The 24,286-nt window shown below is 36.9% G+C and carries 18 protein-coding genes and 1 riboswitch; of the genes, 8 read left to right on the top strand and 10 right to left on the bottom strand.

Annotated features, from left to right (window positions below; all coding sequences use genetic code 11):
• Positions 1–141: 141 nt before the first annotated feature.
• The 3 genes from K5S59_RS09005 to K5S59_RS08995 are packed head-to-tail and all read left to right on the top strand — an operon-like array spanning position 142 to position 3,581.
• On the top strand, positions 142–633 hold the full coding sequence (locus K5S59_RS09005) for a zinc ribbon domain-containing protein (protein ID WP_097844723.1): 492 nt from the start codon (positions 142–144) through the stop codon (positions 631–633).
• Positions 634–638: 5 nt separating this feature from the next.
• The gene (locus K5S59_RS09000; protein WP_120451001.1) at positions 639–2,189 is read left to right on the top strand and encodes a zinc ribbon domain-containing protein; all 1,551 of its coding nucleotides are present in this window, start codon (positions 639–641) and stop codon (positions 2,187–2,189) included.
• A 12-nt stretch (positions 2,190–2,201) separates the two neighbouring features.
• Positions 2,202–3,581, top strand: coding sequence for a zinc ribbon domain-containing protein (locus K5S59_RS08995; protein WP_120451116.1), 1,380 nt, complete (start codon positions 2,202–2,204; stop codon positions 3,579–3,581).
• A gap of 98 nt (positions 3,582–3,679) precedes the next feature.
• Here K5S59_RS08995 and K5S59_RS08990 read toward each other — a convergent pair whose 3' ends face one another.
• Both K5S59_RS08990 and K5S59_RS08985 read right to left on the bottom strand, forming a co-directional pair.
• Entirely contained in the window at positions 3,680–3,982 is a 303-nt protein-coding gene (locus K5S59_RS08990) for a DUF3910 family protein (protein ID WP_000867906.1), read from the bottom strand.
• 80 nt (positions 3,983–4,062) lie between these two features.
• Positions 4,063–4,953: a cell wall-binding protein EntA gene (locus K5S59_RS08985; RefSeq protein ID WP_120451000.1), complete on the bottom strand. Its 891-nt coding sequence runs from the start codon at positions 4,951–4,953 to the stop codon at positions 4,063–4,065.
• 664 nt (positions 4,954–5,617) lie between these two features.
• On the opposite strand from K5S59_RS08985, the gene opuD reads away from it, so the two are divergent.
• Positions 5,618–7,135, top strand: coding sequence for a glycine betaine transporter OpuD (opuD, locus tag K5S59_RS08980; protein WP_001230112.1), 1,518 nt, complete (start codon positions 5,618–5,620; stop codon positions 7,133–7,135).
• A gap of 563 nt (positions 7,136–7,698) precedes the next feature.
• On the opposite strand, the gene K5S59_RS08975 is transcribed toward opuD, so the two are convergent.
• The 6 genes from K5S59_RS08975 to K5S59_RS08950 all read right to left on the bottom strand — a co-directional run bounded on the left by K5S59_RS08975 (position 7,699) and on the right by K5S59_RS08950 (position 16,846).
• On the bottom strand, positions 7,699–9,000 hold the full coding sequence (locus K5S59_RS08975; protein WP_000988760.1) for a glycosyltransferase family 2 protein: 1,302 nt from the start codon (positions 8,998–9,000) through the stop codon (positions 7,699–7,701).
• Positions 8,997–9,752, bottom strand: coding sequence for a PleD family two-component system response regulator (locus K5S59_RS08970; RefSeq protein WP_120450999.1), 756 nt, complete (start codon positions 9,750–9,752; stop codon positions 8,997–8,999). The genes K5S59_RS08975 and K5S59_RS08970 overlap by 4 nt, the downstream gene beginning before the upstream one ends.
• A gap of 250 nt (positions 9,753–10,002) precedes the next feature.
• On the bottom strand, positions 10,003–11,214 hold the full coding sequence (locus tag K5S59_RS08965; protein ID WP_001051035.1) for a NupC/NupG family nucleoside CNT transporter: 1,212 nt from the start codon (positions 11,212–11,214) through the stop codon (positions 10,003–10,005).
• A 346-nt stretch (positions 11,215–11,560) separates the two neighbouring features.
• Positions 11,561–13,312, bottom strand: a complete 1,752-nt coding sequence (locus K5S59_RS08960; RefSeq protein ID WP_000760304.1) for a C40 family peptidase — start codon at positions 13,310–13,312, stop codon at positions 11,561–11,563.
• A gap of 209 nt (positions 13,313–13,521) precedes the next feature.
• On the bottom strand, positions 13,522–14,406 hold the full coding sequence (locus tag K5S59_RS08955) for a D-amino-acid transaminase (protein WP_002073626.1): 885 nt from the start codon (positions 14,404–14,406) through the stop codon (positions 13,522–13,524).
• Positions 14,407–14,917: 511 nt separating this feature from the next.
• On the bottom strand, positions 14,918–16,846 hold the full coding sequence (locus tag K5S59_RS08950; RefSeq protein WP_000665353.1) for an LTA synthase family protein: 1,929 nt from the start codon (positions 16,844–16,846) through the stop codon (positions 14,918–14,920).
• Between the two features lie 545 nt (positions 16,847–17,391).
• On the opposite strand from K5S59_RS08950, the gene K5S59_RS08945 reads away from it, so the two are divergent.
• Positions 17,392–17,757 carry a YkvA family protein gene (locus K5S59_RS08945; protein WP_000435500.1) on the top strand — a complete coding sequence of 122 codons (366 nt, stop codon included), beginning with the start codon at positions 17,392–17,394 and terminating at the stop codon, positions 17,755–17,757.
• 50 nt (positions 17,758–17,807) lie between these two features.
• The gene (locus tag K5S59_RS08940) at positions 17,808–18,299 is read left to right on the top strand and encodes a metal-binding protein (RefSeq protein WP_098258012.1); all 492 of its coding nucleotides are present in this window, start codon (positions 17,808–17,810) and stop codon (positions 18,297–18,299) included.
• A gap of 117 nt (positions 18,300–18,416) precedes the next feature.
• On the opposite strand, the gene K5S59_RS08935 is transcribed toward K5S59_RS08940, so the two are convergent.
• On the bottom strand, positions 18,417–18,734 hold the full coding sequence (locus K5S59_RS08935; protein ID WP_001014106.1) for a magnetosome magnetite crystal formation protein family: 318 nt from the start codon (positions 18,732–18,734) through the stop codon (positions 18,417–18,419).
• 283 nt (positions 18,735–19,017) lie between these two features.
• Between K5S59_RS08935 and lldP the strand changes: the two genes are divergently transcribed.
• Positions 19,018–20,679: an L-lactate permease gene (gene lldP / locus K5S59_RS08930; protein ID WP_001099312.1), complete on the top strand. Its 1,662-nt coding sequence runs from the start codon at positions 19,018–19,020 to the stop codon at positions 20,677–20,679.
• Positions 20,680–20,750: 71 nt separating this feature from the next.
• Positions 20,751–20,866, top strand: a riboswitch (TPP riboswitch).
• A 112-nt stretch (positions 20,867–20,978) separates the two neighbouring features.
• Positions 20,979–22,739 carry a phosphomethylpyrimidine synthase ThiC gene (thiC, locus tag K5S59_RS08925; protein WP_000814447.1) on the top strand — a complete coding sequence of 587 codons (1,761 nt, stop codon included), beginning with the start codon at positions 20,979–20,981 and terminating at the stop codon, positions 22,737–22,739.
• A gap of 101 nt (positions 22,740–22,840) precedes the next feature.
• On the opposite strand, the gene K5S59_RS08920 is transcribed toward thiC, so the two are convergent.
• A complete protein-coding gene (locus tag K5S59_RS08920; protein WP_120450998.1) occupies positions 22,841–24,199 on the bottom strand; it encodes an arsenic transporter in 1,359 nt (452 codons plus the stop codon).
• Between the last annotated feature and the right edge of the window lie 87 nt (positions 24,200–24,286).

Below are 24,286 nucleotides of genomic sequence, written 5' to 3'. Positions count from 1 at the left end.
ATATTTCTTTCCTCTACCATTATAAACAAAAAATGCTCAAAACAGAAAAAATGAAATTTAGATTACACAAATTGAAAATCATGGTAATATATATAATGTTAATTTTGCATATTACTATATTCATATAGGAGGAGAGATAATTTGTCAGATTTACAGACGAAGTTAGGCAGTGGAATGAATAAGTTACAAGAAGGAATTGAGCAAGGGAAGATGAAGCTGCAAGTTGCACAAGAGATTGCTCAATTGAAAAAGGGAATGCAAGTGCAAATGCAGAGAAAGGCAGAAGTTCTATTAGAGGTTGGACAAAAAGTGTATGTTCAATTAAGAGGGCACGGAGTAAATGAATCAAGTTTAAAAGAAATGATTGCTCCAGTCCAAGAATTTGATGTGGCTATTTATCAAGCGAGAAAACGCATCATTGAATTGCAAAAGCAGCAAGGCGAGAAAGCTACATGTGAATGTGGTGGACCTTTATCGATGAATGATAAGTTTTGTGGTTCATGCGGAAATCCTAACCCGATGTTAGTGGTAGAAAATGATGGTGAAACGGCAAATTGTATTTCGTGTGATGAGCATATTGATAAAAACTCTACATACTGTCCAGTTTGTGGAATTGAGCAAAGTGGGGAGTGAATAAGATGTATTGTCGCACGTGCGGAAAGCAACATGGTGAGGAAGTAAATTATTGCCCAATTGAAGGTAGTATGGAGATTGCGGGAGCTACGGATGTAGTAACGTTAGAACAAGATACTGCGAAATATTGTAAAGGTTGCGGCAGTGAAAATGCTCAGCAAAATTTATATTGTCAAAAGTGTGGGCATTCTTTATTTGTTGTGAAGAAAAAAGAACAAACTGTAAAATTACCTGTGATGGACGGCGCTCCTAAAGTTGAATTTACAGCAGATAAGGCTTCGTTACAAACAGGTGTTATTGGTGGAGCTATTGCAAGTATTCTTATGTTAATTGCTGGATGGATTGGTAGTGTATTATTTGCATCTATGTTAAGTGAGATGTTTAGTACATTTGCGAAAGAGTTAAAAATGCTATCAAGCTTTTATACGAGTGCGACTTCTACGCTGCTAAGTTATCATTTACTTGGTTTTACAGCTAGTGCCGATAGTGGAATGGTATTATCTTTATCTTGGCATACTCCATTTACATTATTATTGATCATTCCATTTATTATTTTCGCTGGAACAGGAATTTGGTTAGGAAAGCAGGGCGCTGCAAAAACGATTAAAGATCAAATTTTTATGGCAGCAATAGTTGGTATTATTTATGGCGTCTTTTTATTCATCATAAGTTTTATCGCATCACAATCTTTTGCAATTCCATTCACAGATGGAGGTAAGATTACGGTTGGTTTTTCAGCATTTAAGAGCTTATTGAGTGGTTTTGTATGCGGAACATTATTTACTTTATTAGGATTTATTGCTCATACAAGCAAAAAAAATATGGCAGCAGCATTCCAAGAATTAATGCCATATGGAGCATCTATTTATTATGGAATTTCATCTATGATAAAAGGGTTTTTAGCGACAGCGGTAGTAATGTGCATTTTAGCTGTAGTGCTAGTAAGTAACATAGACAGTGCTGCGCCGTTACAAGAAGAGAAAGAATCTAAAACACAAGGTGTATTATTAGCGCTAGAATTAACACCTCAAGTATGGAGTATGGCTCATTTTTCTCCGTTAGAAGTGTCAAGTCCAGTATTTGATCATCAATTCAAAAAATATACTAAGCAAGAATCTGATAACAAATTAGCATTTTCATTCGTGTCAGGTATTTCTATGAATGGTATCGGAATGAAGGATGTCATAATTGCACAAGGTGGATATCCAGAGGATCTCGCTGAAGTAGAAGAAGTAAATGGTGCATTCCATTACGGTTTATTACTACTTATCATTCCAGCATTCTTTATGTTCATGGCTGGGAGAAAATTAGCGAAATTACCAACTACGAACATGTATATCACACTAGCAGTATGTAGCGGTTCTTACACGATTATGATGATTGTACTGAACATCATTTCTAAATTCCAAATTGATGTTTCAGGAAAGGTCATGAATTTAGCTGGAGCAGGCGGTACTGTACTATCTATGCAAAATTCATTTGTGTATTTAACTTTGTTTAGTTTTATTTTGACATATGCAGCGGCATTCGCCGGAATGAAATTAGCTAAAAAATAGGGGGAGAGCATGTTGAAGTTTTGTGGAACATGTAACAAGAAGGTTGCAGATCATTTGAACTTTTGCCCCGAGTGCGGAAGTAAGGTCGAAATAATCGTTGATAACACTGTCACTTCATATACAGAAGTGCAAAGTGAGACCAAACCAGTAAAAAGTAAGAAAAATTTATTTTTGATTATTGGTTTCGTCATTATTGCAGCTTTATTATTTGGAGCATATAAATTTGGAGCAAATAAGTTTTCAAAAGAAAAGCAAGTGAATGTAATGATTGAAGCATTCCAAAAGAAAGATATCAATGCGATTGATGAGTTTGTGAAAGCAGAAGACCCGAGTTTAAAGATTAAGACAGAGGATATTAAGGCGTACATCCGTTACTTGAAAGAGAATCCGTCTTATAACAAAGAATTACTGTCTTATTTACAGAAAGAGACTGTAGATCAAAAGTTAACAAAAGATAAAGCGGCCTTTAAAGATGGACAAATTGTCGAAGACGGAAAAGAATGGTTCTTATATCCGAAGTATAAGTTCAGCATGAAATCTTATTACATGAGTGTAAGCACAACTGCAAAGAAAGCGGAAATATCTGTGAATGATAAGAAGGTAGCAGACATTTCTAGTGATAAATCTTCGAAAGAGCTGGGGCCATACTTCCCAGGTACGTATGTTGTAAAGGCAAAGGCGAAGACGGAACTTACTGAATTAGAAACAGAAAAAGAAGTAGAGTTAGCAGATGAAAAGAGCGGAAAAGTAGAAGTGGATTTACCACTTGAAGGTAAGTATGTAACCATCTCTTCTGATGAAAATGAAGCAACTGTGTTTGTGAATGGTAAAAAACGCGGGAAATTAACTTTTGGAAGTTACGAACTTGGTCCTGTATCGACAGATGAAACAGTAGAAGTACATTTAGAGAAAACTACTGATTTTGGTGTAGTGAAATCTGAAAGTATTAAAATTGGAGACCAAAGCACGTATTACTTAAAATTCCCAAAAGAAACATCAAGCTCAGCAGTTGGCGATTTTGTACGAAGTCATATTTATGATAATGTACGTGCGATTTCATTAAATGATTTTAGTCTAATTGAAAATAATTATGATAAGAGCGGGAAATCGTATAAAGAAGACCGTGATTACTTACAATATTTACACAAAAAGGGAATTACAGAAGACTTATTAACGATGGAAGTTCGTAATATAGAGCGTCAAAGTGCTACGAAATATAAAGTAACGACATACGAAGAGTACCATATTCGTTACGGTGATGGGTCTGTAAAGTTCAAAAGCTTTAATAATGACCATATAGTTACTGTTAATGGAAATGGAAAGATATTGTACCATTCTCTTGGAGCGAATAATACGCTTAAGTCAGAGGAAGTATCTGGTCCGACTCGCTAATAAGAGAGAGAGGTTGTTCAATATTGTTGAACAACCTCTTTTTTATAGTTTATTCCTTTTGTGAATTTGTTCCGGTAAATTGATATCCTTTTTTACAATTATGAGCGCGTTTCCTTTACTATCGCTTGTACATATGGATCATGTAATATTTGTTCTATGATTGGTAACATGTTTTGTTCGAATGGAATGTCGATAGGAAATGGCTTTTGTGAGCCGGGTTTGATTCCATATTGGACAATTTTGTAATGTGTATTTTCTTCAAAGCTGAGCACAATTAATTTATATCGATTGTCATCGCCAGCGAGTGAAAAGTCAATGGAAGTAGCGTCGTATGTTACTTCATCCTTATATATATACGGTTTTGGTGTACCGATCCAGTCTACTTTTGCTTGTACTTTCATGGACATAACCTCCTTATAAGCTATTATAAAAAAATAAAAGCCAGCTCTCAACAAAGAGAACTGGCTTTAGCAGTCATTGGTTATTTTAAAATTTTCACTTTAACAGTTTTGCGTCCCCATTTTTGAGCAGCACTATCTGATCCAAGTAGGATGTCGATACGGTTACCTTTAATCGCACCGCCAGTATCTCCAGCGATAGCTTCTCCGTAACCTTCAACCCATACTTTAGATCCTAATGGGATTACTTTCGGGTCAACAGCGATCATTTTCATGTTTGGGTTCGCTGTTAAGTCATGACCCATTGCAGTTAATACACGGCCGCCGTATGTGCCACCGTTTTCGCTTGGGTGAGCTGTATATGCTGTAGCTACAACTGTTAACTCACGACCATTAGAAGGTTCGCTAGTTTCAGCAGCTTTCACAGCAGCTTTCACAGCAGGTTTAGCAGCTGGTTTTGCTTGTGCTGCAGGTGCTTGCGCTTTAGCTGGTGCTACAGTTTTAGCAGGAGCAGGTTGTTCTTGTTTCTCAATAACAGGTGCTGTACCTGTTAAGAAAGGAACGTGAACATAAGCTGTTTTCCCGTTATATTCGAATTGTAACCACTCATTTTGTACTTGGTTCGTTGTTTCGATCATATCGTCTTTCTTCAACGTTCCAAGAACTTCTGAGTCTGTGTTCGCTTCAGCACGTACGTTTAATACGTTAGCTGTTACGTAGTAGATGCTTTTTGTAAACTCTGTACTTACGAATGCGTCTTTACCATCTAAAGTGATTTTTGACCATCCGTTCTCTGTATTTTGAACATCTATTTTATTCCCGTTTAGTAATTTACCGACAACTTTTGATTCCGTAGTAGGGTTTTCGCGTACATTTAGTACGTCTGTTGTTACAACAGTTTCTGCATTAGCAGATGATGTGAAAATCCCAAGACCAAAAACTGCTGCTGTTGCTATTCCAATTAATTTTTTCATGATAGCCTCCATTGCGTTTGTTTTCGTGTCCTCATTATAGCAACAGATTTTTTCGGATTTCAGGAAAACACACAATTACAAACCATTCGTAATAAGTCGTTAACATCCTGTAATATAACAAAAAATATAGGAAAGCGTATTTCATTCTATGTGATTAGTAGGTTTCTACTTATATTCAAAATATTTAATACAACATATTGTTTTCGGCGGAAATAAAAACATTACAGGAGTGTTACATGATGTTTACTAAACGATTACATTCCTTGAGTATTTTACCGTTTTATGGGTAATATAGTTATATAAACATAAACATTTCGTTTGTGAAACTATAAACACGTGCTATATACTAGCAAAAAAACCGCATAATTGTTACAAAAAGAAAGGGTTGCAAGGAAGAAAAATGCCCTTTTTTAGATCTGTAACACATCCTTTTTTGGGAAAATACATTCCCATCCGCATTTTTCTCACACAATTTGACAGCAGTATTTCGATCTCATAGCTCTTGTAGAGTGAAAAGGTTATACGGAAGGTAAGGCTGTCCATAAGAATTCGAATTGGTGAAGGTGAAATTAAGAAAATCACCGTAAAATTATAGTTTTCTATCCGATTTTACATATCGGAATTTATGTTATTTACAAAAGTGAAACCTACGAAGGGGGATTTGATGAGGAAACTGACAAAAACATTCATCGTTTCATTAACATTATGTATTGCATTTACAATTTGGGGGATTATTCCCGAATCTATTATTGGAAAAGGTAGCTTAGGAAATGTAACAACCGCAATTCAAACTGCATTAGTTAGTAAGTTTGGGTGGTTCTATATTATTTCTGTTTCTATTATATTAGGTGTGTCTATCTTTTTAATTGTTTCGAAATACGGTTCTATTCGTTTAGGTAAAGATGATGATGAACCTGATTATAGTTATATGACATGGTTTGCTATGCTATTTAGTGCTGGTATGGGTATCGGTTTAGTTTTCTGGGGCGTTGCCGAACCATTAAACCATTTGTACGCACCGCCGTTTGGAGAAGGTGCAACAGAGGAAAGTGCGCGTCTTGCACTACGTTTTTCATTTTTCCATTGGGGATTACATCCGTGGGGACTATATGCGTTTGTAGCGCTGTGTATTGCTTACTTTACTTTTAGAAAAGGAAAAGCAAGTACGATTAGTGCGACAGTAGGTCCGTTATTTAAAGGCGGGGAGCATGGACGTATTGCTCATTCATTTGATGTGTTAGCTGTTTTTGCAACTGTGTTTGGTGTTGCAACATCATTAGGTCTTGGTGCGAAACAAATTGCTGGTGGTGTTAGTTATTTAACATCTATCCCGAATTCATTGCCGACACAGTTAGTTATTATTGCAATCGTAACCGTTCTTTTCATGTTATCTGCGCAAACAGGTCTTGATAAAGGAATTAAATATTTAAGTAATGCGAATATTATTTTGGCATTTGCACTTATGATTATTGTATTATTTGCAGGTCCAACAAACTTTATTATGAATTACTTCACTTCAACAATCGGTTCTTATATTCAGGAATTGCCAAGCATGAGCTTCCGTTTAAGTCCATTAGATGAAGGCGGAAATCAATGGATTCAGTCGTGGACAATTTTCTATTGGGCATGGTGGATTGCATGGTCACCATTCGTAGGTACGTTTATTGCACGTGTTTCACGAGGACGTACCATTCGTGAGTTTGTTATCGGTGTGTTACTCGTACCGACTGTAATTGGTGCACTTTGGTTCTCTGTTTTCGGCGGGACTGGTATTCATATGGAACTGTTCGGCGATGCACATATCTTTGAAAAAGTGAAAGAGATGGGGACTGAAGTAGGATTATTCGCTATGTTTGATCAGATGGGAAGCTTTGGATCAGCTTTATCAGTTCTAGCTATTCTTCTTATTTCTACATTCTTTATTACATCTGCAGACTCTGCGACATTTGTTTTAGGGATGTTAACGACACATGGTAGTTTAAATCCACCAAACCGCATTAAAATGGTTTGGGGTATCGTTCTAGCAGTGTTAGCTTCTATCTTATTATATGTAGGTGGATTAGAAGCCTTACAAACGGCAGCTATCATAGCGGCATTCCCATTCGTCTTCGTTATTTTCTTTATGATGGCAGCATTATTTAAAGAGTTACAAAAAGAAGGGCGTATGAAGCGTCATAAATAATAGAAGGAAAAAGAGCTGATTATGTATCAGCTCTTTTTTATATAGAAGAAACTTGAACTGCAAGTCAGGGAAATAAAATACTTTACGAGATAAGTAGTATGCCTTTTATATAAAGAAAAACCGATACATTTCGACAAATTCCGATATTTTATAAATTCTATTCATATTTTTGACAAAAAATTGTCGGAAATGTGTTGTCACGTTTATGTATATGTGCTATATTATTTCCTGTAAGCGATTTCAAATAGTTTTAAAGCGCATTCAAGGGGGACATCTAGAATAATGAAACGTTACGAAAGAAAGTGGAAGCATATTTGTTTGAAACGTGTGGCACATCGTAGTGTCCAAGAAAGCACGGAACCTAAGACTGAAACGCGCAAAGAACAGCAAGAGAAGCAATTGGTTCTACAAAAATAGCAATCACTTTTTCGTATATAAATGAAGGTCAATCGTTCGTTGGGGGATGGACGTGAAATTACTTTCAGCTAAGGGGTATTGTCTGATATATAATTTATACGGCAATAAATAAGCACAGAGCATACGGCGCTCTGTGCTTATTTTTATTATTTATCTTTTTTGAATCGAACTGTTTTATCCCAGCCAATGACTTGTTTCTTGCTTTTTGCACGTAAGTATAAAATTAAGCTACGAATAAATAAGTACGTAAAGAGCTGTGCGTACGTAAAGTACATGATAACACTAATAAAAATATTAGTTGGTGTAAAGGTTCGTTCTACACTCTGGGCACTAAATAATTGAGAAACATATGTAATATATGCGACATACCACATAAATAGTAGCGGAATGCTATATTGAATTTGGAATATCCCGAGTAACCCAATTACAAACCAAACGTTTGAAATGATTAAGAATAGCCAAAATACAACATACACTAAAACTTGTTGTAAGGAATGGACGAGAAGTTTTCCTTTAAAGAAACTTAAGGAAGAAAACATTTTTTCTAAAATGTACAAGTTCCCTTGGAGCCAACGTGTACGCTGTTTAATAAGGATTTTTAAATGCTCAGGTTCTTGTTCCCATGTAATCGATTCCGGAACGATTGGCAAGAGATAGCCTTTTTGTGTAATTCGTAATGTTAATTCAGCGTCTTCTGCAATTGCATACGGATCATAACCACCAAGCTCCTCTAATGCAGAGCGGCGAAGAAGCATGTTTGTTCCTGTTAGTGAACCTGTTTGGAATAGTAACCAGCGTCCGGATTGCATAAGGAGTTGGAAGATTTGAAATTCTAACGAAATCATTCGTGTTAGCCAGTTTCTTTTTTCATTTACAGTACGAACGTGACCAACAGCTCCAACAGCATCCTCGGTTGTTTCAGCGTGTTCTACAAGCATTCGCAGTGCATGTGGTTCAGGCTGGTTATCTGCATCATATACACAGAAGTATTCACCATCTGAAATACTAAGACCATAGTTTAATACACGCGATTTCCCTTTTGGTTCACCCGCCGGAACACGGATATGACGAATATGAGCATAAGCTTTGTCAAAATCGTCACCAATTTCAGGTGTCTCATCTTGAGAGTTATCGTTTAATAAATAAACAGTTAGTTTTCCTGGATATTCAATCTTCGCCATCGCCTCTAAAGTATCTTTAATAACGACTCCTTCATTGTGGGCAGGTATTAAAATGTCGACGCTTGGATAATGTTCTAGCGTACGATCTTTTCGTTTCCTATTTCGGTGAACTAAGCCCGCAAGTGTTAAGAAAGAATAGTAAACGAGTAAGCCAGAGAACAGAAAGGCTGTAAAAATAAGTACATATTTAATTGAAAATGTGATGCTGATCCAAAAAACAAGTACGCAAAACAAGAGGAATAAAAGGAGTATAACGAGTGTCATCATAATACTGTCGGTCCTTTTGTAGCGATTTGTTCTCGTTTAATCTTAATGTCTTGAATTGCCTCAGCTGCAAGCCATTTTTCCATTTTAGGCTGTAGACGGTTCATTACAATATCGGCACCAGCTTCATTTGTATTTTGTAATAAAATGACTAATGTGTTGTTATCATATTCAGCAACAAGGTCAAAGTCAGCCCTTACCGTTTCAACTAATAATGAAGCTACACGGTCCATAACACTTTCCTTCGTATATTTACTAAAGGGAGTGAAGTCAAAATAAATCATAAGGCCTGTTTCATTACGACGATTCATTGCATTTATTAATAATGCTTGTCGTCTTTCGAATTCTTGTCTTGTTAATAATTTTGATTCTCCAATGTATTGTTCTAACGTTCTCACACGTTCGGTTAATTCTTTATTTTCATGAATAACCTTCTTTAATAAATGAGTTGATATATATACGATGAAGAAGTTTGCTGCCATTAGGAAGTGAGTAATAATGTATTCCCATTGTTCTGATGTACTCCATAAGTAAAGCCATGCTTGGTAGAACAGATAGAATACCGAAGTAATGGTTCCTAATATAAAGAGAACAAATGCGGTTTTATCAGTCAATAATAGAAATAGTAAATTAACAATTACATATATAATTGTGAAAATGAGAGCATGCTCATATTGGGTTACATGTACGGTTGTAAAATAAAATAAAATTTGTAAAATCCACATAGAGAGGACTTTATAGAAGTTATCTTTCACAAAACTTTCCTCCTTAAAGATAATTCAGCAAGGATACTTGTAGTATGCGCAATTATTAAGAAATAGACCGGATGAATAGGTTATTTTACAGAGCAACCACAAGTAGTATCCCTCTTTTGCAAGAAAAAATAAACAGACTTACTAATTATTTTATCATAATGTTTTTATATTTCGGCATGAAGTATTTAATATATACGAAAAAAACATAATAAAAAGCCTCCTCTTTAGAAAGAGGAGACTTTACATCATTTTATAGGAACATCATACCTGCAACTGCTGCATTTAAGAAGTTCGCTAATGTACCAGCGATAACTGCTTTAATCCCTAACTGTGCAATTTGTTTACGGCGAGTAGGAGCTAACGTTCCTGTTACACCTAATTGAATTGCGATAGAAGAGAAGTTTGCGAATCCACAGATTGCGAATGTTAAAATTAAATTTGTTTTTGCAGAGAACTCTGCCATATGTGGTCCTAAGTTTGCATATGCAACGAATTCGTTGATTGCAAGTTTTTGACCGATAAAGCTTGCTGCTTGCACAGCTTCACCAGGAGAAACCCCGATTAAGATTGCAAATGGTGATAGTAAGTAACCGAAGATTAAATCAAGGCTAAGTTTAATATGGAACAGAGAGCCAATTAATCCTAATAGACCATTTAATAAAGCGATTAATGCGATGAAAGCCATTAACATTGCTGCTACGTTAATAACAAGTTGCATACCTTCAGATGCACCACGTGCAGCTGCATCAATAACGTTTGCGTCTTCACGTTCTGTAGAAAGCTCAACGTTATTATCTACTTCTTCTGTTTCTGGCATAATTAGTTTTGCAATTAATAAACTTGATGGAGCTGCCATAATTGCTGCTGCTAATAAGTGTTCCAACGGAATTCCCATCGCTGCATAGCCGACAAGAACTGATCCGGCAACAGCTGTCATACCGCTTACCATAATAGTGAAGAATTCACTATTTGTTAAACGTGCTAAGTAAGGTTTAATTAAGATTGGAGCTTCAGTTTGTCCTAAGAATACAGTTGTTACAGAGTTTAAACTTTCAGCTTTAGAAGTTCCAAGAAGTTTACTTAATGCGCCACCAACGACACTGACAAATTTCTGCATAATACCGAAATAATATAAGATTGCAACTAATGAACTAATAAATACGATTGGAAGTAGTGCTTGAATGAAGAAAACAAATCCCCAAGGGCCTTTTGCGTTGACTAAATCCCCAGCAACGAACTTAATTCCCTCGTAAGAAAAATTAATTAATCCTTGAACGCCATCTGCAGCGTATTTTAAACCTGCTTTTCCGGCATCCCATCGTAATACGATAAATGAAAATGACATTTGTAATGCTAGCGCAATTAAAATTGTGCGCCAATTAATAGCTTTGCGGTTGGAAGATAGTAAGAAAGCAATTGCTAATACTCCAATCACGCCGCCAATTCCCCATAAAAGATTCATGCAGTGTATGCTCCTTCCTCATAGTAAAAAAAGTGTATAAACCAGTTGTCTATACTTTTGCGAATATAACATCTTAAGTAACTTATCATAATGGACATCGGAGGTCAAACGTCTAACGAAAAGTTTAAATAAAAAGAAAATTCTTTAAAAAAACACATATAAAATAAATAGACATGAAATAGGTTATGTTTTTTGTGGGAATATATACATTGTGATAACGTTAGGGGTTATTTTTGTGGAATATAGTGTATGAAATAGGGAAATGGATACATTATTTTTTCTTGGATAGAGGTGACACATACTAAAAAGAGCCTTCTAGTAATCTAGAAGGCTCTAAAAATATAACTTAAGGTGCTTTTGTGTATCCTAAGAAATGGCTCTTCCAATAAGAATTACTTAATGAAGCGATTGCTACACCTTTATCTCCGGCTTGGATAAATGATCCCCCGCCAAGGTAAATACCCATATGAGAAGGACCTGCTTTATAAGTGTCTTTGAAATAAATTAAGTCACCTGGTTGTGGGCTTGAAGTTTGTGGTAAGCTGCTCCAATATCCTGCAACACTTTGACGACTAATGTTATGACCAAATTTCTTAAATACATGGTAGATGTAACCACTGCAGTCAACACCAGTAGCAGAAGTACCGCCCCAAACGTATGGTACGCCTTGCATTCCTTTTGCGTATGCAAGTAGGGAAGAACTATCGCCGTTATTATTACTTGTATTGTTGTTATTATTGTTATTATTTTGATTGTTATTTTGGTTGTCGTTAGGCTTATTATTTACAGCGCCACCAACTGGTGTTTTAGATAGGAAACGTGTTCCGATATAACCATTTTGACCGTTGTAGTTAATTTTACTCCATCCAGAGTTTTCAGAGATTACTTGAACCTTCTGTCCTTGTGGAAGTGCGCCTATGATTCTATAATTTGTACCCTCGCCGCTACGTACGTTTAGGGCAGAAGCATTAATGTAGTAGTCACCAATTGCACCTTGATCAGGTTGTTTTGGCTGTTCAGGCTGTTTCGGTTGTTCAGGAGTAGCAGTGCCACCTTTAACGAATTTTACAAATTCGCTACTAACGAAGCCTGTTTTCCCTTGATAGTTTACTTTAAACCAACCGTTTTCAGATCCAACTACGTTTAATGTAGTACCATTTAACACGCCACCAATTACACTATGGTAAGCAGCAGGGCCTGTACGAACGCGTAGAGATGTTGCGTTAACAACGTAAGTACCGCCAGTTTGAACAGTTACATTATTGTTTTGTTCTTGGTTGTTTCCTTGCGTAACGTTGTCGTTAGAACCGCCTTTTGTTACGTAGTCTTTGCTTACGTAAGCAGCTTGTCCAGCATAATTGATTTTGAACCAATCTTGAACTTCCCCAACAACTTGTACGACTTGTCCTTTTGCAACAGAACCTACAGTTGTATGAGAAGTGCTAGGACCTGTACGAACACGAAGGGAAGATACATTTACTGTATAGTTTCCGCTTGCTGGTTTTACAGATTCTTGGTTGTTATTATTTGTATTGTTGTTTGAAGAACCTGCATTAGAAGAAACACCAGATACAAATTCGCCACTTACATAACCTACTTGTCCATTATGGTTGATTTTCACCCAACCATTTTCTTGACCAATTACGTTTAATGCTTGTCCTTCATATACACGTCCTGAAACAGAACTAGAAGTGTTAGGAGCGGTACGTACACGTAATACATCGGCAGTAACTTTATTGTTCCCACCTGTTGTACTTACATTAGAATTGCTTGCTCCATTTTTTGATACAAATTCGCCACTAACAAATCCTGTTTTTCCATTAATGTTAATTTTGAACCAACCATTTTCTTCGCCAATCACATTTAATGATTGACCGTTATAAACACGCGAGATGATGTCGTGAGAAGTACTTGATCCTGCACGAACATGTAATACACTAGTGTTTACCGTATAAGATGAGCTGTTTGATGCAGAAGCTTGGACAGTTGTAGCAGCTTTTTGTGTATTTTGTTCAGGGGCAGCTTGAACACTATCAAGTGTAGGTGCTGCTCCTCCTGCTACAGACACTGCCGCAAGACCGGCAAGGTATTTTTTCATAATTTGTCGATTCCTTTCTGTCTGTAATGTAGTGAAGAAATATTTACCAACTGTTAAAAATTCTAAAGAGCATGTCGATTACTGTCAAGACTTATGCGGGAATCTGAATATGACAAAAAGATTACAAGAAAAAATCAAGGCATAAATTATACCTTGATTTCCATTTAAATACATATATTGAATGTAGAAAGGTTAGAAATTATTCGTGTTTAAGAAGATGAAATATTGGATTGTAATAAGCTTTGAGCAAAGGATCTTTGCAGCATCTTTGTGATAGGACCAACTTGACCATCTTGAATGGCAGTTCCATCAAGGTGAGTCATCGGTAAGATTTCAATTGTCGTTCCTGTAAAGAAGCATTCATCCGCTTGATAAACATCACGAACGCTGAAAAGCTCTTCTTTTACCGGAATGCGAAGAGTTTTCGCTAAAGAAAGGACATATTGACGAATAATACCATTTAAAATAAGGTGATTAGCTGGATGTGTGTAAAGAGTTCCGTTTTTTATGAGAAAGAAGTTTGAACAGCTTCCCTCAGTTACAGTCCCATTTCGTACGAACAGAGCTTCTTTACAACCTTTGCGTTCCGCTTTCGTAGCAGCTAATACGTTGGGTAATAAATTTAATGATTTGATATCACAGCGTAGCCAGCGCGTATCGGGTTCTGATATAGCACGTACACCATATTCAATCCATAACGCGGGTCTTTCTTTCTTCGTAATATAGGCATAGATTGTCGGCGGGACGTCATATGAGAATGTGTGGGTACGAGCTTGTACACCACGAGATACTTGTAAATAAATCGTTCCATCTTCGTAGAAATTATTATTTTCAATTAGTTTGTAAAGTAGGATAATAAGTTCTGCTTTTGAGAAAGGGAGTGATAATTCTATTTCTTCCATGGAGCGATATAATCTTGTGATATGCGGATCTAATAAGTGAAAGTTCCCTTTATATAGGCGAATAACTTCGTAGACACCATCTCCAAACTGCAAGCCTCTTTCTTCAAGTTCTATGTACGCGCGATGTTTTGTTGTATCAATAACTGCATCATTCCATAGTACAAATTTTTCGTATGCCAATTTCTGTCCCATCCTTTCGTAAGTGCATAAGTAAAGTGAAGCTTTCATTCATTCGCAATAAAAGTCACTATAGTAATTTTTATGTGAGTACTTCTTTACATATGACGTATATGTATTTGTAAATGGTAGAGAAGTAGTAGTGATTTACAGCATTTTGTATATACAAATTCGAAAATAAGAAATAAGAATCCTGCTTTTGAATAAAAAAAAGCAACATTCTTATGGAATGCTGCACAAGGAGGGTAGCTATCTTTCATAGGGACATCGTCTTATTGAATGTTTTGTGTATGGAAACAAAACATATTGAAAGACAATTATAAGAAAGTAGAAATAAACGATTCATATATTTCTTTAAGGGATCTTATTACAGATGAGAGATAAGAAATATATAGAACCTTGCTTACATATTTTATTATAGAGATGTTTCGTTAATCCTATGTGAATATTTGGTAAAGGTTATGTAATGTTAAAGTTAATGAATATAAGTGATTGTATGGAGAAATATAAAAAAAAGAGGCTGAGATTACTCAGCGCTCTTCTTTTCTTCTTTAATAGCTGTTTTTACTTCACCAGTTTTGGTCTTATTACTTTCAGAGAAGCGAAGTAAGTCACCTTCAATGATTTTGTCAGACATGTTCAATTCATTTTGGGCGCGATCAATGAGTGGTTGAGATTCTTCTTTTGGTAGTTGTACAACTTCACCGGTGTTACGGTCATAGAATGTACTGTTCGTGTACATGTACTTATCTGTAATGAAGCTACCGTCACGAAGAACAACGAACCCTTTATTATCAGGTGAGAATACATCATGACCAAATTGAATTTGGTTCGTAGAATCTACACCAAGTAAGTTTAGAATTGTTGGTTTAATGTCAATTTCACCAGTTGGTTTTGAAATTGTTTTACCTTCTTTTTGACCTGGAACGTGAATAAACATCGGTGTTTTTTGTAAGTTCATATGGTCAAATGCAGTGATTTCTTCTTTTCCTAAGAACTGTGCCATTGCACGGTTATGGTTTTCAGAAATACCGTAGTGATCACCGTAGAATACGATAACTGAGTTGTCGTAAATACCTTCTGCTTTTAGACGCTCAATAAAGTGTTTCATTGCTTCGTCTAAATAGCGAGCAGTTACCATGTAACGGTCAAATACGCCATCACCAGAATTGTATTCATCGATTAATTTCGTGCTGTCATCATAAGTGAATGGGTAATGGTTTGTTAAAGTAAGGAAGCGAGTATAGAACGGTTGCTTCACTTCTTTTAACATATCGATAGATTGATCGAAGTATTCGATATCTTTTAATCCCCAATTTAATTTCGTTTCTGGCGTAATCTTGTAGTCAAGCTCGTTGTAGTAACGATCGTAACCAAGCGCCGGATACATAATGTTACGGTTCCAGAATGTTGCGTTGTTCGCGTGGAATACTGATGTGTGGTATCCTTGCTCACGTAAAATTTCTGGAGTTGCTGTATATTCGTTATTACCGTGTGTGAAGAATACAGCACCACGGTCTAGTGGATACATGGAAGTATCTACTAAGAATTCAGCATCAGATGTTTTTCCTTGCCCAGTTTGATGGAAGAAGTTATCAAAGTAATAACTTTCTTTCGTAAATTGGTTTAAGAACGGTGTAACTTCTTGTCCGTTAACTGTTGCACCAATTAAGAATGTTTGTAATGACTCAAGAGAGACAACAATTACGTTTTTCCCTTTTGCCGTACCAAACATATTTGGATCTGGTTTGCTTTGCGTTGTTTTTACGTAGTTCTCTGTTTCCTGTAACTTACTACCGTCAGCAAAAGCTTTTTGTGAACTTGATTTTGCTTGTAAGCCAAGATCATACACTTGGTGTACATATAAACCTAAGTTTTTAACAAGCATAACGCGGTCGAATGAACGTGTTAATAGTTCAGGACGCTCAGCTTCTGCAAGTCCTAAGTTTGCGAAGAAAATAGCAACTGTTGACACGAAGTATAGGGAACGCATTGGGCGTGCTACACGTTCTGTCGGTGCAAAATTCTTCATCTTCTTCAATAAAATGAAGAATACAATAATATCAGCAAATGCAAGGATAATTTTGTAGTTAAACAATTCTTTCACACTAGAACCTAAACTTCCAAAGTTAGATGTTTGTCCTAGTACTGGTAAAGTAACGAAGTCATTGTAGAATCCGTAGAACATTACGTTACCAACAAGAACGATTGTTAAAACAAAATTAATTCCAAGTGCTATATAGTTACGTTTTTTCCCTTTTGCAAATAATGCAAGGCCAACAAGCAGTAATGATGCTGCTAATGGGCTAAGGAATAAAATGAATTCTTGCATGAAAGATTCAAGTTTTAAATCAAAGCTTGTGCGTGTAATAAGATACGTCTTCAGCCATAAAGCTAAAGCTACGAATACAGTGAAACGCACATTTTGAAATTGTGATTTCAAGGTTTCTTTCATTCATTTCCACCCTTTCTCTATCAGGCTTGGTCGATTTTGGAGCGAAAAATGCTAAAATAAAAAATACATAGTTTTCTTGGCCATAATTAGAGGTTCTATATTCACCCATATACGACTATAACTATGCATACCCTTTTGGTTTCTTGTGCTGCTCATAAGCATAACGTCATTTCTGTATTATACAACAAAATTCATTTCTGAGAAACACTATAACATTTTACATTTTTTGTATGAGATTTGTCACTACCAGAGAAAACTTTAACATTCGTTTATATGTCCGTCAACTAGAAAATATAACAAAGGTAGAGCAGAATGTTCAGTGAAAGTGAAAATTTTCTTGTTGAGAAATAAGAAATGACAATGGGTGAGTGGTTATCTAGAAACCTATTATATGAAGGGAAGTATGTAAAAATTAACGAACACTTGTTCTTTTTTAGTTTGTTTGTTACAATGAAAGTTCATTGATAGATTATGTGTAATTTTGATGAACTTTTACTGATAACATATTGTAGCTTATTTCTTTAAAAAAATAGGGAGGCTTTTACATGGAACAAAAATTTTCAGTTGAAGCGTTTTGGAAGAAAGCAAAACATGTTGCAAAGCAAGCAGGGCAGTCGGTCATTTATGCAAGTTTATTATTATTTTACGTTTTGCAAAGACCTGATGTTCCAAAGCGAGTGAAAATTATTGTGATTGGAGCACTTGCTTATTTTATTGCACCAATTGATGCCATCCCAGATTTCATTGCTGGAGTTGGTTATACAGATGATTTAGGGGCGTTAATGGCTGCGCTATTACAAGCGTCGTTATACGTCAATGAAGAGGTGAAAGATAAGGCACGAGTAAAGTTGGCAGAATGGTTTGGTTCGGATATAGACACATCCTTTATCGATCAGAAATTAGATCAATAGGTGAGAACTGTCATATGGTGACAGGGCGAACGTAAGCGAGGAAGTGCTTTATGCCATCAGGAAGAACGCATACGAAAATAAACTTAATATCCCTTCCGGTTGTTTTGTTTATGCTCTTTTCGTATGGATTAACAAACTTGGATTTTTTATTAACTTTTGCAATTGGCTTTTTAGTAGGTACTTCATTTTTAACGCCGGATTTAGATACATATAGTAATGCGTATAATAAATGGGGGTTCTTACGTATATTTTGGTATCCGTATAAGAAGGTCATGCCGCATCGCTCCTTCTTTACACATACAATTATACTTGGTGATGTGATTCGTATTGCATACATGTTAATTGTATTTTCTCCGTTTTTATTCCTATTAAATATAATCGCGCTTGACGGGAATTTGATAGAAATTACGAAGAAACATGAGGTTGAAATTGTAACGTTCGTAATGGGAATTGTTGTGGCAAGCACGCTTCACATTATAGCGGATAAAGTGAATACGCGCCGCAAAAAAATGATGAGAAAAAAGAAGAAACGCAGAAGATAAAAAAACCGTCCCAAAAGGTATTTTGGGACGGTTTTTTCTTATTAATAAGTCGGTTATCGACGAAATTTCATTTATCATCATGGGATAGTGTCTTTTTAATCAAACGTTTGTTTAACCTTAAGCTTTCAGCACTTTAATACCTTTTACGATGTTCCAAATGAAGTAGTATAAGCTAATAATGCCGCAAATACATAAGACAATCATTGCTCCAATGCCAAGTGTTACGTCTGGTTGATCCGATCCGATGCCCATAATTCCTAGAATAATAAATCCAATAAATGACGCGATGCTTGGAATGATGTGTGTCCATAGAGCGCGTTTTGCATGTGGTTTTGTTTCAGAATCTCCCACAATCCACACAATGATAGGGAATAAGATAGGGGCAAATAATACACTAAAGTATGATAAAGCTGCTAATATTTTGTTTCCGTTCATATATATCACCTCATAAATAATATCCGTTGTTATACCTTTATTATGCAGGAAATGTAGTGAGCTTCCTATCGATGAACATTACAAGAACGTGACGTTTTTGTAAGATTTCCATACTAAATAATAAAATTTTCAAAAAACTCTTTTGTAATAGAAATGGTTGTGATAGAATTAATGAAAACGTTTTCTTAAACGTTTTTTATTTTAGGCTTAAAGGTATGATGACCTGATAGTCTATTGATGAGGTTATTCTATTTAAAAGGGGATTCTTTAGGGGGAGAGAACAATGAACACATGGACACAAGTTTATGATCCGTTCGGAAACATTTGGATTTCGGCAGCGGTCGCACTTATTCCGATTATCTTTTTTTTCTTAGCTTTAGCAGTTTTTCGCATGAAGGGGTATGTAGCAGGATTTATTACAGTTGTACTTACAATTTTAGTGGCGTTATTCGCTTATAAGATGCCGTTCACGATGGCGATGGCAGCGACCGGATATGGTTTCTTATACGGACTATGGCCGATTGCTTGGATTATCATTATGTCGGTATTTTTATATAAAATATCTGTAAAAACAGGTCAATTCGATGTCATTCGTGCATCTGTATTATCCATTACAAATGACCATCGTTTACTCGTTATTTTAATCGGTTTTTCATTTGGAGCATTTTTGGAAGGGGCAGCAGGATTTGGTGCACCAGTAGCGATTACGGCAGCACTTCTTGCAGGTCTTGGATTAAATCCTTTATATGCAGCGGGTCTTTGTTTAATCGCAAATACGGCACCAGTAGCGTTCGGAGCGATGGGAATTCCGATTACAGTTGCTGGACAAGTAACTGGTATTGATCCACATAAAATTGGACAAATGGCTGGACATCAATTACCGTTTCTATCATTATTTGTTCCGTTCTTTATCGTATTTTTAATGGATGGATTTAAAGGAGTAAGACAAACATGGCCAGCTCTATTTGTAGCGGGTAGCTCATTTGCAATTACGCAGTTCATTACAGCGACGTTCTTAGGACCAGAACTTCCGGATATTACGTCAGCACTTGTAAGTTTAGTGAGTTTATCGCTATTCTTAAAAGTTTGGCAGCCGAAAGAAATCTATCAGTCTAAAGAAGCAAATAGTGAAGTAGCTGCGGCAACGACGGCAACATCTATGCCGAAACTAACGGTAGGAAAAGTCGTAAAAGCATGGTCTCCATTCATTATTTTAACTGTAATGGTAGTCATTTGGAGCCAAAGTTTCTTTAAAGCGTTATTTGCTCCAGGTGGCGCATTGGAAAGCCTTGTGTTTAAGTTTGAAGTTCCAGGCTTACACAATCTAGTAATGAAAGCAGAGCCAATTGTAAATAAACCGACGCCTTATGAAGCAATTTTGAAATTAGATATTTTATCAGCGACGGGAACAGCAATTTTAATTGCTTGTATCATTTCTATCTTTATTTTGAAAATGAGTGCAAAAGATGCAGTAGTAACATTTAAAGAAACGCTAAATGAGCTTAAGATGCCAATTCTATCTATCGGATTCGTATTAGGATTCGCATTTATCGCAAACTATTCTGGTTTATCTTCTACACTAGCGTTAGCGCTTGCTGGAACTGGCGGACTATTCCCGTTCTTCTCACCATTCTTAGGCTGGATCGGTGTGTTTTTAACAGGATCCGATACGTCAGCCAATGCACTGTTCTCGAATTTACAAGCGATTACAGCACAGCAAGTCGGTGTATCAGAAGTACTTCTCGTTGCAGCAAATACAACGGGCGGTGTAACAGGAAAAATGATTTCTCCGCAATCGATTGCAATTGCTTGTGCGGCAGTTGGACTTGCTGGAAAGGAATCAGATTTATTCCGCTTTACAGTGAAGCATAGTTTATTCTTCGTAATTATTGTTGGTATTATGACGTATGTACAGGCATATTATTTAACGTGGATGATTCCGTAAACAACAAAAGAAATAACCTTTGCATTTTTCAGATTATCGTGTATGATGGGAAAGTATTGAAAATTAAATCAGTGATAAACTAGGGGTGCCTAACGTATGCGTAGGCTGAGAGAGAAGCGTGTAAACTTCTTAACCCTTTGGACCTGATCTGGCTCGTACCAGCGTAGGGAAGTTAACGGCTTTACATAATGATGTCTTTATGAGCCAGGTCCTTATTTTTTTATGGACCTGGCTCTTTTTATTTTGGCATACGCTGGCCATATCTCGTCCTTGTCACGTACAGGGGGGCAACAAAGGTTATGAAACAGTCTGTTTCAGCTGAGCAAATTGAATTGAAATCGAGTTTACCAGGAAGTAAGAAAGTGTATGTGGATGGACCACGCGCGGGTATGAAAGTGCCGATGCGCGAGATTGAACAAAGTGAAACGAACGGCATTCCGAATCCGCCAATTCGTGTATACGATACGAGCGGTCCTTATACAGATCCTGCGTATAAGGTGGAGCTGGAAAAGGGGTTGCAGGCGCCGCGCCACTCTTGGATTATAGAGCGCGAAGATGTAGAAGCATACGAAGGGCGCGAAGTGAAACCAGAGGATGACGGTGTGAAAGTGGCTTCGAAACATACACCTGTTTTTCCGCAAATGGATCGCCAGCCGCTTAGAGCGAAGCAAGGGGCAAACGTTACGCAAATGCATTATGCGCGCAATGGCATCATTACGTCTGAGATGGAATATGTTGCGATTCGTGAAGGAGTAGAGCCTGAGTTTGTTCGTAAGGAAATCGCGGAAGGCCGTGCCATTTTACCAGCGAATATTAACCATCCGGAAGTAGAGCCAATGATTATCGGACGTAATTTCCACGTGAAGGTTAATGCAAATATCGGAAACTCTGCTGTATCTTCTTCTATTGCAGAAGAAGTAGAGAAGATGACTTGGGCAACACGCTGGGGTGCAGATACGATTATGGATTTATCTACAGGTAAAAATATTCATACGACGCGTGAGTGGATTATTCGTAACGCGCCTGTACCAGTTGGAACTGTACCGATCTATCAAGCGCTGGAAAAAGTAAACGGAATTGCAGAAGATTTAACGTGGGAAGTGTATCGTGATACGTTAATTGAGCAAGCGGAGCAAGGTGTTGATTACTTTACGATTCACGCTGGTGTATTACTTCGTTACATTCCGATTACAGCAAAGCGTACGACAGGTATCGTTTCACGTGGTGGTTCAATTATGGCACAGTGGTGTTTATTCCATCATAAAGAAAACTTCTTATACACTCATTTTGAAGAAATTTGTGAAATTATGAAGCAGTACGACGTTTCGTTCTCTCTTGGAGATGGATTACGTCCAGGTTCGATTGCAGATGCAAATGACGAAGCACAATTCTCTGAGCTTGAAACACTTGGTGAATTAACGAAGATTGCTTGGAAACATGATGTGCAAGTGATGATTGAAGGACCTGGGCATGTGCCGATGCACTTAATTAAAGAGAATATGGAGAAAGAACTTGATATTTGTCAGGGCGCGCCGTTCTATACTCTTGGGCCGCTAACGACCGATATTGCACCAGGTTATGACCATATTACCTCAGCAATTGGAGCAGCGATGATTGGCTGGTTTGGAACGGCGATGCTTTGTTATGTAACGCCGAAAGAACATTTAGGTTTACCGAATAAAGATGATGTTCGTGAGGGAGTTATTACGTACAAAATCGCTGCACATGCGGCTGATCTTGCGAAAGGGCACAAAACGGCTCATCAGCGTGATGATGCACTTTCAAAAGCTCGCTTTGAATTCCGTTGGCGCGATCAATTTAATTTATCTTTAGATCCTGAACGTGCGATGGAATATCACGATGAAACATTACCAGCAGAAGGCGCGAAAACAGCTCATTTCTGCTCCATGTGTGGACCGAAGTTTTGTAGTATGAGAATTTCACATGATATTCGTGAATACGCAAAAGAAAATGATTTAGAAACGACAGAAGCAATTGAAAAAGGGATGAAAGAGAAAGCGAAAGAATTTAAAGACACTGGTAGTCATTTATACCAATAATACGTTACACCTCTTTACTTGATTGATCACACTGTAGTACCTAACTTAAATATAGAAGAAGCCCGCTTTGCTAAGACGGTAGCAAAGCGGGCTTCTGTCGTTTATAGGGTGAAGAAGAGGTGTACCCAGTAGTATAAGAGGAATAATGTGACGACTGTTGTGAGAGGAATAACGATAAGGGATACACTTAAATAGTCTTTCCATTTTACTTTAATTTTGTTTTGTTTAAGGATATACATCCAAATGAGGGAAGCTAGCGTACCGATTGGTAATAATAGTGAACCGATGTCACTACCAATAATGTTTGCGAGATAGATAGTTTTTAATGTGACTGGGTCTAGTCCCATTTCTGTTAATGTGATTGTACCAATCATAAGTGCAGGATGGTTATTGAAGACGTTAGAGAGGAGGGAGACGAGTCCGCCCATTGCAAAGCTGGCATAGAGTAGATGTTGACTTACAACTGGTTCAAGCCAATTTACAAGCGCAGCTGTTAACCCTGCGTTATGAAGCCCGTAAATAATGACGTACATAGAGAAAGCGAAAATTAAAATGTGCCACGGTGTCTTTTTCAAAATGTCGACAGGGTTCGTTCGTAAGTAGTACCATCTCCAGATGAGAAGAACGAGTGAACCGAGTACGGCAACAATTTCAATTGGGATGGATAAGAAGGATGCAACGAATAGAAGACAGCGCATAAGGAAGACGAAGCCTAATACTTTTAGCATGAATCTTGTCCGTTTTTGTTTCGTATCAACTGAATTTTTTCCTTTTAACGGATGGAAGTTTTTCGTGAAGAATATTTCTTCGATATCGTATGAAGAAACAGGTAATTTTTTTGGTAGTTTTTTCTTTAACACTGTATACATAAGCCATGACATAAACAATAGTCCTAATGTTGCAGGTACAAACATCATAGCAGTATGCATATAAAGAGTCATATTCACGATATTTAATGCGATTAAGTTTACGATATTACTTACACCAATTGGTGCACTAGATGCAGTAGCGATTAAAGCACCGCTTAATAAATAAGGGATTTGTTGATGCGGTTTTAATTGAAGGTTTTTTAGAAGAAGAATTAAAATTGGAGTTGTAATTAAAATACTACCATCGTTATTAAATAAAAGAGTCATAAGAAAACATAATAATTGAATATACCAGTATAAACGGCGACCAGAGCCTTTTGCTAAATTCGCAAGTTTTGCTGCGGACCAGTGGAAGAAGCCGAAGCTTTCTAATATAACCGCCATAACGATGGTCGCTAATATTGTTATGGAGGCACCGCCAATTTTACTAATAATGTCCATGACGTCGGGTCTTGATACGAGTCCAGTAATCAAGATAATGCCAGCGCCAATTGCTGCCGGCCACGCCTCATTTAAACCACGGGGTCGCCAAAAGATAACAACCATCGTTAAGAAGAATACAATAATAGTAATCCATATCTCAATGCTCATATTTTACCTACCTTTCTACTTTTCCTTAAAGCAATGTAGCTTGTCTCAAGGTCTGTATTGGTAGTATATTCACCAAAAAATAAGAAG

Origin of the sequence: Bacillus sp. BML-BC051 (assembly GCF_019656175.1) — a bacterium.
In the GTDB taxonomy this organism is placed as follows: Bacteria; Bacillota; Bacilli; order Bacillales; family Bacillaceae_G; genus Bacillus_A; species Bacillus_A mobilis.
The sequence above is the reverse complement of the archived record's forward strand: the minus strand, read 5'-3'. Positions and strand labels throughout refer to the sequence as shown.